At 70.5% G+C, this 14395-nt stretch carries 15 protein-coding genes; 2 read left to right on the forward strand and 13 right to left on the reverse strand.

Features of this window, described 5'->3' with window-relative positions; all coding sequences use genetic code 11:
* Positions 1-61: 61 nt before the first annotated feature.
* The 13 genes from mftF to mftA form a co-directional block, all read right to left on the reverse strand.
* Positions 62-1459: a mycofactocin biosynthesis glycosyltransferase MftF gene (gene mftF / locus ACVFI9_RS17760; protein ID WP_474763501.1), complete on the reverse strand. Its 1398-nt coding sequence runs from the start codon at positions 1457-1459 to the stop codon at positions 62-64.
* Positions 1456-2226 (reverse strand): mycofactocin biosynthesis peptidyl-dipeptidase MftE, encoded by a 771-nt coding sequence (gene mftE / locus ACVFI9_RS17765; RefSeq protein WP_474763502.1) that lies wholly within the window; start codon positions 2224-2226, stop codon positions 1456-1458. Before mftE ends, mftF begins: the two co-directional genes overlap by 4 nt.
* 9 nt (positions 2227-2235) lie before the next feature.
* Positions 2236-3546, reverse strand: coding sequence for a pre-mycofactocin synthase MftD (mftD, locus tag ACVFI9_RS17770; protein WP_474763503.1), 1311 nt, complete (start codon positions 3544-3546; stop codon positions 2236-2238).
* A 41-nt stretch (positions 3547-3587) separates the two neighbouring features.
* Positions 3588-4550: a vWA domain-containing protein gene (locus ACVFI9_RS17775; RefSeq protein WP_474763504.1), complete on the reverse strand. Its 963-nt coding sequence runs from the start codon at positions 4548-4550 to the stop codon at positions 3588-3590.
* Positions 4551-4574: 24 nt separating this feature from the next.
* A complete protein-coding gene (locus ACVFI9_RS17780) occupies positions 4575-5510 on the reverse strand; it encodes an AAA family ATPase (RefSeq protein WP_474763505.1) in 936 nt (311 codons plus the stop codon).
* 12 nt (positions 5511-5522) lie between these two features.
* A complete protein-coding gene (locus tag ACVFI9_RS17785) occupies positions 5523-6356 on the reverse strand; it encodes a mycofactocin-coupled SDR family oxidoreductase (RefSeq protein ID WP_474763506.1) in 834 nt (277 codons plus the stop codon).
* A 27-nt stretch (positions 6357-6383) separates the two neighbouring features.
* Positions 6384-7235: a mycofactocin-coupled SDR family oxidoreductase gene (locus ACVFI9_RS17790; RefSeq protein WP_474763507.1), complete on the reverse strand. Its 852-nt coding sequence runs from the start codon at positions 7233-7235 to the stop codon at positions 6384-6386.
* A gap of 73 nt (positions 7236-7308) precedes the next feature.
* The gene (locus ACVFI9_RS17795; protein WP_474763508.1) at positions 7309-8133 is read right to left on the reverse strand and encodes a mycofactocin-coupled SDR family oxidoreductase; all 825 of its coding nucleotides are present in this window, start codon (positions 8131-8133) and stop codon (positions 7309-7311) included.
* A gap of 81 nt (positions 8134-8214) precedes the next feature.
* Positions 8215-9033 (reverse strand): mycofactocin-coupled SDR family oxidoreductase, encoded by an 819-nt coding sequence (locus tag ACVFI9_RS17800; protein WP_474763509.1) that lies wholly within the window; start codon positions 9031-9033, stop codon positions 8215-8217.
* A 61-nt stretch (positions 9034-9094) separates the two neighbouring features.
* Positions 9095-9955 carry a mycofactocin-coupled SDR family oxidoreductase gene (locus ACVFI9_RS17805; RefSeq protein ID WP_474763510.1) on the reverse strand — a complete coding sequence of 287 codons (861 nt, stop codon included), beginning with the start codon at positions 9953-9955 and terminating at the stop codon, positions 9095-9097.
* Positions 9956-10053: 98 nt separating this feature from the next.
* Positions 10054-11430, reverse strand: coding sequence for a mycofactocin radical SAM maturase (gene mftC / locus ACVFI9_RS17810; protein WP_474763511.1), 1377 nt, complete (start codon positions 11428-11430; stop codon positions 10054-10056).
* Positions 11427-11702 carry a mycofactocin biosynthesis chaperone MftB gene (gene mftB / locus ACVFI9_RS17815; protein ID WP_474763512.1) on the reverse strand — a complete coding sequence of 92 codons (276 nt, stop codon included), beginning with the start codon at positions 11700-11702 and terminating at the stop codon, positions 11427-11429. Before mftB ends, mftC begins: the two co-directional genes overlap by 4 nt.
* A gap of 41 nt (positions 11703-11743) precedes the next feature.
* Positions 11744-11854, reverse strand: coding sequence for a mycofactocin precursor MftA (gene mftA, locus ACVFI9_RS17820; RefSeq protein WP_360511076.1), 111 nt, complete (start codon positions 11852-11854; stop codon positions 11744-11746).
* A 96-nt stretch (positions 11855-11950) separates the two neighbouring features.
* On the opposite strand from mftA, the gene mftR reads away from it, so the two are divergent.
* Both mftR and ACVFI9_RS17830 read left to right on the forward strand, forming a co-directional pair.
* Entirely contained in the window at positions 11951-12592 is a 642-nt protein-coding gene (mftR, locus tag ACVFI9_RS17825) for a mycofactocin system transcriptional regulator (RefSeq protein WP_474763513.1), read from the forward strand.
* Between the two features lie 4 nt (positions 12593-12596).
* Positions 12597-14279 carry a GMC family oxidoreductase N-terminal domain-containing protein gene (locus ACVFI9_RS17830; RefSeq protein ID WP_474763514.1) on the forward strand — a complete coding sequence of 561 codons (1683 nt, stop codon included), beginning with the start codon at positions 12597-12599 and terminating at the stop codon, positions 14277-14279.
* Positions 14280-14395 lie beyond the last annotated feature (116 nt).

Here is a 14395-nt window from a genome sequence, read left to right on the forward strand (position 1 = left end):
GCGAATCCCCGGCACGGGCGACATCGCGCCTCCTCTCCTGCACAAGCTGAAGATGGGAGGGTCAGTGCCGCCGGCGCAGGTCGGGCAGCAGTGCCTTCGGCGAGCGCGCCCGGATCGCGCTCCACCACACGCCCGCTCCGTACGACGCGTCGTCGAGCCTGCGGGCGACGGCGAAGCGAATCGGGTCGAGCGTCGGTCTCGTGCGCACGTACTCGATGACGGTGTCGGCGATCGCCGCCACGAGCACCGCACGGCGCACGCGGCGTGAGACGAGGCATCCGATCGCCGCGAGCGGCCACCAGTGCCGCAGGAGCAGCGCGAACCCCTGCGTGACCGCGGCGATCGCGCCGTAGCCCGTGAGTCGCCCGGCGAGGCGGTACGGATGCCGCACCCCCACGGCGCGACGCCCGATGCGCGCGATCGTCACCGCGGCGATCAGGCCCGCGACAGGCAGCGACCACCGCCGCTGCGCGATGAGGGCGAGGAGCAGCCCGGCCCCCCACGGTGCGAGCACGACGGGCGCGATGTCGTCGGGATGCCGCACCGCGAGCGGGTGCGCACCGGTGCCGTAGAACGCCTTGCGCGCCGTCCACGCCCGCAGTGTCGACCGATGCTCATGGCGCACGGATGCCGCGGGCTCGAAGCGCACCCGACGGCCCTCGTCGACCAGCCGCCACACGAGGTCGACGTCCTCGCCGACGCGCATCGACGCGTCGAACCCGGTGCCGAGCGCGTCGACACGCGCGACGAGGCACGTGCTCGACACCCACGTGACCGGGGATCGCGGCCGCACGATCGACGAGTCGTCGCCCAGGTCGAGCGACGACCGGGCGTCCTCGTAGCGCGTGATCCAGTTCGGTCGGTCGCTCTCGAGGCCGAGCACGCGAGGCGCGACCATCGCGAGCTCGGGATCCGCGAAATGCCGCAGCATCGTCTCGATGGCGGCTGGTTCGACGGCCACGTCGGAATCGATGAAGACCACGAACGGCGTGGCCACCCGAGCGAGCCCGGCGTTGCGGGCGCCGGCAGGCCCGACGTTCTCGGGAAGCGGAAGCAGCTCGGCGCCATGGCGCGCCGCGACGGCGGCGACCGCCTGCCGATCCACGGAGTCGTCGTCGACGACGATCACGCGCAGCGCGCCGCCGAGGCCGGCGAGCAGGCGGTGGAGCTGGCGCGGTCGATCCCGCACGGGGATGACGGCGGTCGCGAGCGCCAGGTCGGCGGCCGGCAGCGCGTCGACCACGGGGTCGGCCATGCCCGTGGCGAGGAGATGGTCGGCGAGCGCGCGGCTCGCGGCATCCGTCACCGTGATGACGCGGTCACGTATGGCGCGGCGGGCGAGCGGCTTCAGTCGCGAGATGCGCGTGGGCGAGCCGCCCACGAGCACGGCCCCATCGTCGATGACGCGCGTGTGGCGGTTGAGGCGCACCACGAAGCCGTCGGGAAGGCGAGCGGTCACGAGGCGGCACCCGGAGGCACGACCACGAGGCAACCGCGATCGTCGACGATCCCATGGTCGAGTCGCGACCACGCGTGCGCCACGATCGCGTCGAGCAGCCGCTCGCCCTCCTCGGCGGTCGCGCCGCGCGGGTCGCCGAGCACGCCGTTGGGCGAGACCCGGCGCACGCCGCCGGCGCGCAGGTCGCGCATGAGCTCCGCGAGCGGCGCGTCGTTCCCCGGCTCCAGGCGGTCGGCACGCACCCGCGAAGCGTCCATCGCCAGCAACAGCGACGTCTCGGTGCGTCCCGCGTGGGGATCCGCGGGAAGGTCGGGCAGTCGTGCGTGGTCGACACGGTCCGCCGCGCAGGGCAGCCACGACACCGCGCGCGCCTCGCCGATGAGCCTCGGCACCGCCGCCGCGAGTGCCTCCACGTTGCCCCCGTGGCCGTTCACATACACGACACGGCCGGCCCACTCGCACGCGGATCGCCCGTACTCGACGAACAGCACGGTCAGCGCCTCGGTGCCGATCGAGATCGTGCCGGGGAAGTCCTGGTGCTCGCCGCTCGCGCCGTAGGCGATCGCCGGCGCCACCAGCGCGTCGACGCCGGTGGCGCCCAGGCGCTCAGCGAGCGCGTCGCAGACGACGGATGCCACGGACGTGTCGGTGTCGAGCGGCAGGTGCGGCCCGTGCTGCTCGGTCGATCCGACCGGCACGAGCAGCACGGGTCGCCCGATGTCGGGCCACGGCCGATCCACGAGGCGCATGGCGCCGCGCCGGGTCACGCCGCCGCCTCAGATGTTGCCGAGAGCCACCGCGTCGTCGGGCCGGGGTTCGGCCGGTTCGGGCTTGGCGCGACGCGTCGTCGCGGGCTTCGCCTTGCGCGGCTCGGGCTTGGCCGCGGGAGCCGCGGGCGTGCCGGCCGCGCCGCCCGTTCCGAGCTCGCGCCGGAACGACGGCGGCATGTAGAAGTCGGCCGGGCTGAGCTCCTCGATCGACGAGTGCCCGAGGCCGAGCACGGCCGAGTCGAGTCCGCCGCGCAGCACGTCGAAGACGTTCTCGACTCCAGCCTGTCCATTCGCCGCCAGTCCCCAGAGGTACGCTCGTCCGATCATCACCGCACGCGCACCGAGCGCGAGCGCCTTCGCGACATCCCCGCCGCGTCGGATGCCGCCGTCGAGGAGCACCTCGACCTGGTCGCCGACCGCCTCCGCGATGCCCGGGAGCATGCGGATCGACGCGGGCGTCGTGTCAAGGTTATTGCCGCCGTGGTTCGACACCGAGATCGCTGTGACGCCCGCGTCGACCGCCCGCCTGGCGTCGTCGAGGCGGGTGATCCCCTTGAGCATGAACGGGCCGCCCCACTCCTCGCGGAGCCAGGCGACGTCGTCCCACGTCGCGGGCGGCGTCGACATCCACTCGCCGTATGCGCCGAAGAACGTGGGCGCGGGCCCTCCGTCGGCGGGCGCGAGGTTCGGCGTCGAGAGGTCGGGAACGCGCCCGGTCTTCAGGAAGTCGAGCAGCCACCCCGGTCGCGTCACGGCCTGCGGCGCGAACCGCATGGCCGCCTGGAGCGTGAGCTTCTCGGGGATCCACGGGCTGCCCCAGTCGCGGCCGTTGGAGAACGACCAGTCGAGGGTGAGGATGACGCCCTTGGCGCCCGCGGCCCTTGCCCGTTCGAGCCGGTGCAGCATCGCGTCGCGCGTGCCGCTCCAGTACACCTGGAAGAGGGTGTTGCCGTTGGCCTGCACGACGTCCTCGACGGGCTTCGACGCGTACGACGAGAGACCCATGATGGTGCCCCGGTTCGCGGCCGCCCGGGCCACGGCCACCTCCCCTTCGGGGTGCACGGCCTGCACACCCGTCGGCGAGATGATCACCGGCAGCGAGATCGGGATACCCATGACCGTCGTGTCGAGCTTGCGCTGCGCGGAGTGGCCGGCGACGTGCGGCGCCCACTGCAGCTCGCCGAACGCCTTCATGTTGTCCTGATACGTCAGGCCCTTCTCCGACCCGGCGATCAGGGCGCCGTACACCGACTTCGGCAGCCGCCGCTTGGCGCGGCGCTGAGCCACCGCCACCGTCTCGAACCAGTTGTTGCTCATCGTTCTCTCCTTGTTGAAGTCGTTGTCGAGGGGGCGTCCGCTCACCCGCCGAAGATGGCGCTGATGGCGGGAGCCACCCCTCGATAGTCGTGCACCACGTGCAGCGTGCCATGGCCGATCCTGGCGAGGTCACGTCCGAGGTCCACGTCGCGTTCGCCGCTCGCATCGAGGAGCACGTCGAGTCGTGGCAGCCGCCCCGCGAACTGCCGCGGATCCGGCCCGGCGTTGTGCACGCAGTCCGAGAGCAGCACGACGCGGGCGTCGCGCACGGGGGCGCGGTGAAGCTGCTTCGCCGCGAGCTCGAGCGGGAAGGCGACGTTGGTGAGCCCGCGCGCCGGTATGCGCATGATCGCGTCGAGCAGGTCCATGGGCTTCACGAGTTCGCCGAGGTTCAGCAGGATCGCGGCATCCGACCAGAAGGCGATCACCGCGAGGTCGTCGTGCTCGAGCTCGCCCGCGAGCGCGCCGACCGTCGCCGCGGCCGTGGCGATGCGCTCGCCCTTCATCGACCCCGACACGTCGACCGCGAGCACCACCGATCGCTTCGTGCGGATGCGGTCGCGCACGACGATGTCCTCGTCCTCAGGCACCGGCCGCTCGGCGAGCACCTCGATGGTGGCGTCGAGGTCGATCTCATCCGAGCCGCCGCGGTACGGCAGGCTGCCCAGCTCCCCGATGCCGCGACGACTCGTGGCGTCACGCCGAGGCCGCCTGATCGCGAGGCGTGACGCGATCTGGCGCGCCCGGGTGCGTGCGGTCGGGTCGATCCTGATTTCCGCATCGGGCACGACGACGGATGCCGCCTCGTCAGTGAATCCCATCGCACTGCTCCCCGGCATCGGCTTCGCCGCGGCGCGCCCGGGTCCACCGGTCGGGCGGAGCAGCGTTCCGCCGCCCGCGCCGGCGGACGCCTCGAACACCGTGGGCGCCTCGTCGAGCTGCTTCGGCTTGCGGCGCAACGGCGTGCCCTGCGCGGCGCGCCGGCCCGGCCGTTCGCGCTGCAACGGCGAGTCCGCCGGTACCTCCCTTCATCCGGGTGCCGCCGTCGCCGGCTCGAGGATGAATCGGTCCTCCCAGATCTCGCGCAGCACCCGCTCGGGCGTCGTCTCGATCGCCTCGTCGATGTGGATGCGTCCTGAGAGCGACACGATCATCGCGTCGAACACGAGCTCGGGGTACGTCTCCTGCTCGGGCGAGCGGATGTCCCGGAGCTCCGCCAGCTGCGTCGCCACGAGCACGCAGTCGATCGCACCGCGCACGCTCGACCCCTGGCGGATGTCGGGATGCGTCCGCGTCGCCCGGGTGACCGCGACCGCATCGCCGACGAGCCGGTCGCCGAGGGCGCCCTGCGCCCCGGTGCGGAGTCGCACGATGGCCTCCTCGCTCGGCGCATCCTGGTAGCTCACGGCCAGCCGGTTGAGCCGGTCGTGCACGCTCGTGGAGAGGCGGGTCGTTCCCACGTTGTCGTACGGGTTCATCGAGGCGATGACCCGGAACGTCGGCTTGGCCTGGATCTTCCCGACCCGCGGCACGGCGATGGCGCGGTCGGCCATGGCCGTGAGCAGGGTGTTGAGCGTGTCCTCGGGAGCCCGGTTGAACTCCTCGATGTAGAGGAAGCCACCCTCGCGCATCGCCTCGACGAGCGGGCCGGCCACGAAGTTCTCGGCGCTGTAGTCCTCCTTCAGCACCCGCGCCGGGTTGTGGTGGCCGACGAGCTTCGCGGGCGTGAGATCGGCGTTGCCCTCGACGAACAGCAGCGGGATGCCCCACTCCTCGGTGATCGCCGTGAGCATCGTCGTCTTGCTCGTTCCGGGTGGCCCCTCGAGCAGGATGTCGCGCCCGGCGGCCACGGCCGCGAGCGTGAGCTCCAACTCACGTTCTCGCCCCACGATGTGCGTGGCGATGCGCTCGCGGTTCGCCGCGAGCTCGCCGGGCGCGGCATCCGCTCGAGTGGTGTCGGTCACGTGGTCTTCCTCCTACTTGGTGGTCTGTCCGGCATCGACGGGCAGGGTCACGCCGGTGATGTACCGTGCCTCGTCGGAGGCGAGGAACAGGACGGCGTTCGAGATGTCGACGGCCTCCACCCACGGGATCGGCAGCGCGTTCAGCGTCGTGAACCGCTCACCGAGCGCCTCGCGGGTGCGCTGCTGGGGTTCGAGGTCGGGTGCGAACAGCTCGTACATCGTCTCGTTCTGGATCATGTCGGTGTCGACGCTCGTCGGATGCACGGAGTTGACCCGGATCATGTCGGGCGCGAGTTCGAGCGCGAGCGTGCGCATGAGTCCGACGACGCCGTGCTTCGCCGACACGTAGTGCGCGAAGTTCGGGAATCCGTTGAGTCCAGCGGTGGAGCTCGTGATGATGATCGACCCGCCGCCGGCGGCCCGGAGATGCGGGATGGCGACCTTGCAGGTGCGCCAGACACCCGACAGATTCACGTCGATCATGTCGCCCCACTGCTCTTCGGTGAGCTCCTCGGCCGTGCCGCTCGAGAAGATGCCGGCATTCGCCGCGACGATGTCGAGCCGGCCGAGCTCCGCCACGCCCGCGTCGACCGCGGCGCGCAGGGCCTCGCCGTCACGCACGTCGGCCTTGCGAGCCACGATGCGGCGGTCGAGCGCCTCGACCTGGCGCACCGTCTCGTCGAGGTCCTCCGGCTTGGCCATCGCGTACGGCACCGTCGAGATCTGATCCACGAGGTCGACCGCGATGATGTCGGCGCCCTCCTGAGCCATGCGCAGCGCGTGGCTGCGACCCTGCCCTCGCGCCGCACCCGTGATGAATGCGACCTTTCCGTCGAGTCGTCCCATGATTGTCACCCCTTCTGTCGTGGTGTGTCACTTCACTGCGGCGCCGGCGTCGACCGGCAGCGGAACACCCGTGATGTACCGCGCCTCGTCGGACGCGAGGAACAGCAGGGCGTTCGAGATGTCGACCGCCTCGACCCACGGGATGGGGAGGGCGTTCATCACCTTCGCCGCCTCGCCGAAGTCCTCGGCCGTCGGGTGCTCGAGGTCGGGGCGGAACAGCTTGAACGTGGCCTCGTTGTTCACCATCGGCGTGTTCACCGTCGTCGGGTGGATGCTGTTCACACGGATCATGTCGGGTGCGAGCTCGAGCGCGAGCGTGCGCATGAGGCCGACCACGCCGTGCTTGGCCGACACGTAGTGCGAGATGTTCTCGTACGCGAACAGGCCCGCGTCGGAACTCGTCAGGATGATCGATCCGCCACGGCCGCCGGCCCTGAGGTGCGGGATGGCCGCCTTGCACGTACGCCACACGCCCGACAGGTTGATGTCGATCATGTTCTGCCACTGGTCGTCGGGGATGTCCTCGCTCCTGCCGAACGTGCCGCCGATCCCGGCGTTCGCCGACACGATGTCGAGGCGACCGAGCTCTGCGACGCCCTTGTCGACCGCGGCCTTCAACTGGTCGAAGTTCCGCACGTCGGCCTTCTCGGCGACGATCCGCCGGTCGAGCGCCTCGACCATCCGCACCGTCTCGGCAAGGTCCTCCTCGGTCGCCGGCGGGTACTGGTTCTCGGGGATCGCCTCGCAGATGTCGATGGCGATGATGTCGGCGCCCTCCTCGGCGAGCCGTACCGCATGGCTGCGTCCCTGTCCGCGTGCCGCGCCCGTGATGAACGCGACCTTGCCCTCTACACGCCCCATTGCGTGCTCCCTTCTCATCGGTTTCTTCTTGCGGTTCCGGATGCCGCGGCCGCTCGTCCCGCGGGAATCTCGCGGCCGCGGCATCCGTCGGTCAGTACTGCGTCATGCCGCCGTCGACGGCCAGCGCGTGGCCGGTGACCCACGCCGACTCATCGGAGGCGAGGAAGAGCACCGCGTTCGAGATCTCACGAGCCGGCATCATGCCGGGGATCCACTGCGTGAGCATGCCGACGAGATCGGGGTTCGCCGCCATGCCCTTGGTGAACCCGCTGTCCTCGACGCCCATGATGCCCTGCGCCATCGGCGTGTCGACGCCACCCGGGTGCACGCTGTTCACCCGGATGTTGTGCTTCGCCAGCTCCTGGGCGAACGACTTCGTCATGCCGGTCACGCCGTACTTCGACATGTTGTAGGCCATGTTCCACGGGCCGGCCTTGAGGCCGTTCGCCGAGCTCGTCAGGATGATGGATCCGCCCCGCCCGCCCGCGAGGATGTGCGGAACCGACGCCATCACGGTGTTCCAGACACCGATGAGGTTGATGTCGAGGGTCGTGCGCACGATCTCGGGCGTCATCGTGTCCCACGGGCCGACGATGTCGATGCCCGCGTTGCCCGAGACGATGTCGAGGCGACCGAGTTCGGCGACGCCCTTCTCGAGCACCGACTTCATGTTCTCGAGGTCGCGCACGTCGCAGTTCTCCGCCACGATGCGCCGGTCGAGGGCCTCGACCTGGCGCACCGTCTCCTGCAGGTCCTCGGCCCGCGCGGTGTCGTACGGCACGCCCTCGACCTGCTCCGAGATGTCGATGGCGATGATGTCGGCGCCCTCTTCGGCGAGCCGCAGCGCGTGCGCCCGGCCCTGTCCGCGTGCCGCGCCGGTGATGAAGGCGACCTTGCCTTCGACTCGTCCAGCCATGTCGTGTCCTTCTTCCGTTCTGTTCTTCGGGTTCAGTGAGCTGTGCTGTGCTTCGGGTTCAGTGACCTGCGGATGCCGCGGTCACTTCTTGTTGGTGAAGCCCGCGTCCACGGGCAGGGTCACGCCGGTCACGTAGCGTCCGGCGTCCGACACGAGGTAGAGGATCGCGTTCGAGATGTCGACGGCCTCGATCATGTCGACGGGCAGCGCGTTCGCCATCGCCTGGCCCATCTGCGGGTCGGCCTCCAGGAACTGCTGCATGACCTCGTTCACGACCATGGGGGTGTTCACGCCGGTGGGGTGCACGGTGTTCACCCGGATCGAGTACTGCGCGAGCTGGTTGGCGTAGCTGCGCATCAGGCCGACCACGCCGTGCTTGGCCGCCGTGTAGCCGAGGCCGCCGGGGGTGTTTCCGCCGATGCCGTTGATGCCGGCCGTGGAGCTGGTGAGCACCATCGCGCCGCCCCGACCGCCGTCGATGAGCGCCTGCTTGGCCACCTCGACGGTGTTGTAGACCCCGGTGAGGTTGACGTCGATGACGTCCTGCCACTCCTCGGGCACCGGGTTCAGGGACAGCGGCGCGATGCCCGCATTGGCGAGCACGATGTCGATGCGGCCGAGCTCGGCCACGCCGGCGTCGAACGCGGCCTGCAGTGCGGCACGGTCGCGCACGTCCGCCTCGACCGCGTGGATGCGCCGGTCGAGCGCCTCGACCTGCTGCACGGTCTCGGCGAGGTCGTCGGGCGTGGACATCGCGTAGCCGACCGTCTCGATCTGCCGGCAGATGTCGACCGCGATGATGTCCGCGCCCTCCTGCGCGAGCCGGATCGCGTGCGACCTGCCTTGGCCGCGAGCGGCGCCGGTGATGAAGGCGACCTTGCCTTCGAGTTGACCTGCCATGGATGACTCCTTCGTCTGCTGGTGTTCCGGAACGCGGTTGGGTGAGGGTTGGTGGGCTCGGTTACTTCACGGGGTCGGCGTTGTAGCCCGGCATGAGCAGGTGCCCGGCATCGACCGGAATCGAGACGCCGGTCACCGAGGATGCGAGGTCGGAGTTGAGGTAGAGCGCGGTGTCGGCGATGCGCTGCGGGTCGAGGAAGCCGTTCCCCTTCAGCGCGTGGAAGGAGTACCCGGCCTCGAGCATGTCCGCCTCGGTGCCCTCGCCGGCGGGCTTGCCGCTCATCATGTCCCACGCACCCTGCCAGCTGGTCATGGGGGTGAGAATGGCTCCCGGATGGATCGCGTTCACGCGGATGCCGTGCCGGGCGTACTCGAGCGCGAGGGTCTTCATGATGCCGACGACGCCGAACTTCGCGGCGCAGTAGTGCACGTAGTTCGCCCCGGGCTCGAGGCCGTTGATCGACGAGGTCATCACGATCGAGCCGCCGCCCTGCTCCATCATCTGCGGGAGCACGGCCTTCGCCGACTTCCAGACGCCGGTGAGGTTGACGGCGATCATGTCGTCCCACATCTCGTCGGTGAGCTCGTGCGCCGGGGCGAGCGAGAAGATGCCGGCGTTGGCGATGAGGATGTCGATCCTCCCGAACTCGGCGATGCCTCGGCTCACCGCCTCATCCAGGTCGGACTGCTTGCGCACGTCGCCCACGACACTCACGATCCGTCGATCGAGCGCTTCGACCTGGCGCACCGTCTCGTCGATGTCCGCCTGCTGCGCCATCGGGTAGGCGACCGTCTCGATCTGCGTGAGGGTGTCGATGATCACCACGTCGGCGCCCTCGCGCGCACAGGTCACCGCGTGGGCACGGCCCTGGCCGCGGGATCCGCCCGTGATGAGTGCGACCTTCCCGTCGAGCATTCCCATGACTCGTTCCTCCTGTCTCGGGGCACGCCGAACGTCCCCGTGCGAGCGGCACGACCGACCGCGACCGCGTCATCACGGTCGTCGAGGCGAGTCGGGTCTCACGCGAGTCCGGTGCGGATGCCTCCCTGGTGGCGCCGGTCGGCGCCGGGTTCCTTCGTTGCGAAGTCGACGGTCGTGGGATCGGCCGCGGCCGCGGCCGCGGGCGCGAAGCCGGCGAGCGGGTCCTCGGCGCACGCGTTCACGGGCGGCGCCTGGAGGTCCTCGCGACGCGAGAGCGTGAGCTTGACCGGTCCCATGCCGGTGCGCGGGCGCGGCGGCGAGGTTCGGTGCGAGTGGTCGCCGGCGTGCTTGGGCACGCTGAGCTTGTCGGCCCGCTCGGCGAGCAACTGCTCGCCGTAGCCCTGCACGCACTCGGGGTCGGGCCCGTCGAGCGGAAGGCCGGTGAAGAACTTCGCGGCCATGCATCCGCCCTTGCAGGTGTCGAAGAACTGGCACGACGTGCACGCGCCGCCCGACTGGGGTTCACGCAGGCGGGTGAACAACTCGGAGTGCTGCCACACGTCCTTGAAGCCGCCCTCGCCGCGCACGTTGCCGGCCAGGAACTCGTCGTGGATCGCGAACGGGCACGCGTACACGTCGCCGATCGGGTCGATCAGGCACACCACGCGGCCGGCGCCGCAGAGGTTCAGGCCCGGCAGCGCCTGCCCGTACGCCGAGAGGTGGAAGAACGAGTCGCCGGTGAGCACGTTGTCGCCGTGCGCGACGAGCCAGTCGTACAGCTCGCGCTGCTGCGCCTGGGTGGGATGCAGCTCGTCCCAGACATCCGCCCCTCGGCCCGACGGGCGCAGGCGGGTGAGCCGCAGCTGCGCGCCGTACCGGTCGGCGATGGCCTTGAACTCATCGAGCTGCGGGATGTTCTGGCGAGTGCAGACGACCGAGATCTTGAAGTTTCGCATGCCTGCATCGGACAGGTGCTGCATCGCGCGCAGCGCGGTCTCGTACGAACGCGGCCCGCGCACGAAGTCGTTGACCTCGGCGGTGGCGCCGTCGAGCGAGATCTGCACGTCGACGTAGTCGTTCGCGGCGAGCATCGCCGCGACCTCGGGCGTGATCTTCACGCCGTTGGTGGAGAACTTCACGCCCACGTGGTGCGCGGTCGCGTAGTCGAGCAGCTCCCAGAAGTCGTTGCGCACCGTGGGCTCTCCGCCGCCGATGTTGACGTAGAACACCTGCATCCGCTCGAGCTCGTCGATGACCGCCTTGCACTCCTCGGTCGACAGCTCGCGCGGGTCGCGCCGGCCCGAACTCGACAGGCAGTGCACGCACGACAGGTTGCACGCGTACGTGAGCTCCCAGGTCAGGCAGATCGGCGCATCGAGCCCGCGCTCGAAGTGGTCGACCAGGCGCATCGACGCGGGCGGCGGGGCGGGCACCGGTCCCTGAGCCTGTCGAGTGGAATCCTGCACGAGGGTCATGCGGCACGCTCCACGAGCATCTTCGAATCGGCGAGCGTGCCCAGCGCCCGCAGGTAGGTGGGCAGGTGCTCATCGGCCACGCCGGCGGCTTCGCACGCCGCACGTGCACTCGTGGCATCCGCCAGCCCCTCGACGACGGTCAGCAGGGTGCGGTCCTTCAGGAACGACAGCTTGCGGGTGCCGAAGTGGTACAGCAGCGCCCCGAACGGCTCGGGACGCACCGAGACCTGCGGATGCAGCCGCCAGGCCGATTCGGGATCGATGGCGCTCATGACGATGACGTCGGTGTCAGTGGCGATACGAGGGCGGGGCGTCAGTAGACGCCGCACATGCCGTCGATCGAGACCTCTTCGACGAGTGAATCCGTTTCGATCACGTCCTCGATCTCAGCCTGCGGTTCGACGAGCTGGTCGGTGCGAGTCATGGGATGCTCCTCATGTCCGGATCGCCGCCCTTGGCGATCTCCCGTGTGAGGACGATACTAATGACACTCAGTGCCGTTGGGAAGGGGGTAGCGCCCATGACGCCCGGCAGCGAGGATGCGGCGACCCGCCCGAGGCTCGGCCGCGCCCCGTCGACCACCCATGCCGAGATCAGTCACGCAGCGCTCACGCTGTTCATCGAGCGCGGCTTCGACCAGACCACGATCGACGACATCGCCCGAGAGGCCGGCATCGGACGGCGCACCCTGTTCCGCTACTTCCCGTCGAAGAACGACCTGCCGTGGGGCGACTTCGACACCCTGCTCGGACGGATGCGCGCGCATCTGGCGAGCATGCCCGACGACATCCCGATGATGGAGCAGCTCCGGGTCGCGATCGTCGAGTTCAACCGCGTGCCCGAGGAGGAGTGGCCGTACCACCGGCGTCGCATGGACTTGCTGCTGCACGTGCCCACGCTCCTCGCGCACTCCACGCTGCGCTACGCGTCCTGGCGGCAGGTCGTGGCCGAGCACGTCGCGCGACGACTCGAGCTGCCCGAGCACGACCTGATTCCGCAGACCATGGCGTGGACCTGTCTCGGCGTCTGCCTGGCGGCGTACGAGCAGTGGCTCGACGACGGCGGGGCCGACCTGCTCGACCTCCTCGACGAGGCGTTCCGGCTCATCGACGAACGCATCGACACCAAGGTGGTGCAGGCGCACCGGGACGTGCAGGCGTGACGCGGTGACCGGCGCCGGGGCGACGGGCGATCGAGCGGACCGCACGACCGTGGTGGTCGGCGCCGGAGCCGCCGGCGCCGCGCTCGCGGCCCGCCTGAGCGAGGACCCCTCGCGTCGGGTCGTCGTGCTCGAAGCCGGAGCCGTGCCGCGATCGCGCGCCGACTTCCCGCCCGAGCTGCTCGACGCGTCCACGGTGCAGGGCGCGTTGCCGGGGCACCCGGCCAACTGGTCCTACCTCGGCCACCTCACGCCCGACCTGCCCTACACGATCGCGCGCGGTCGCATCATCGGCGGCTCGTCGACCATCAACGGCGGCTACTTCGTGCGCGCACGTCCCGAGGACTTCGCACGGTGGGCGGAGCTCGCGGGCCCCGACTGGGCCTACGAGCGCGTGCTGCCCGTGCTGCGCGACCTCGAACGCGACCTCGACCTTGGTGCGGGACCATTCCACGGCGACTCGGGGCCGATGCCGATCCAGCGCGCCGCGCAGTCGAACGTCGCGGCGCGCGCCTTCACGGCCGCGGCGCTCGAGCTCGGATTCGCGGCCGAGCCCGACAAGAACGCGCCCGGCACGCCCGGCGTCGGGCCGGTGTCGCAGAACGTCGTCGACGGCGTGCGCATCAACACGGGCCTCGCCTACCTGTCGGGCGTGCGCGACCGCCCGAACCTCGAGGTCGTCGGCGGATGCCGCGTGCTGCGCGTCGTGTTCGACGGTGCGCGGGCCGTCGGGGTGGAGGTGGCGGAGGGCTCGAGGGGACCGGCGGGCTCCGCTCGTGTCATCGACGCCGACGAGGTCGTGCTCTGCGCGGGCGGCATCGGCACGCCGCACCTGCTGCTCGTCTCGGGCGTCGGACCGATCGGGCAGTTGCATGAGCACGGCGTTCCCGTGGTGCGCGATGCGCCGGGCGTCGGCCGCGCGTTCAGCGACCATCCCGACCTCTCGGTCGGCTGGCGCGCCCGGCGCGACGTGATGGATGCGCGGACGCCCGAGACCTTCACGACGGCGCTGAACTTCTCGTCGCCGGGCGGCGGCCCGGCCGGCGATCTCGAGGTCATGGTCTCGGTGAAGACCATGAACCACCTGCTCATGGGCTCGCGCGGCGTCGTGGCCGGCGGTGCCCGGTCGGCCCTGCGGCATCCGATCGCCACCGTGCGGGCCCTGCGCGGTGCGTCGCTCTCGCGGCTGCGCGACCAGGCGGCGCACGGGCGCGACCTCGTGCTCCTCGTCGGCCTGCAGGGCGAGGAGGCGCGCGGCTCGATCACGCTCGAGTCCGCCGACCCCACGGTGAACCCGCGGATCGACTACCGCTATCTCTCGACCGCGCACGACCGGGAGCGGATGCGCCTCGGCATCCGCACCGCCGTGGCACTTTTGCGCACGCGCGCCTTCGCCCACCTGTTCGAGCGGCTCACCGAGCTCGATGACGCCACGCTCGACGATGACGACGCGCTCGACGCATGGATGCTCGCGCACCTCGGCACCGCGATCCACCTGTGCGGTAGCACGCCGATGGGGCCGGCGACCGGCCCGTTCGCGGTCGTCGACGGCTTCGGGCGCGTACACGGCGTCGAGGGGCTGCGCGTCGCCGACACCTCGATGCTGCCGGATGCCCCGTCGCGCGGGCCCGCCGCCACGGCCGTGCTCATCGGGGAGCTCGTCGCGCGCTTCATGCGCCGCGGCGACTGAGCCCCTGCTGCTGCTGTTGAGCTTGAGCTTGAGCTTGAGCTTGAGCTTGTGCTTGTGCTTGTGCTTGTGCTTGTGCTTGTGCAGGAGTTCGGGCCCTTCCCCTGGTGACAGGGGAC

The organism is Agromyces sp. NSFZ (assembly GCF_056156205.1).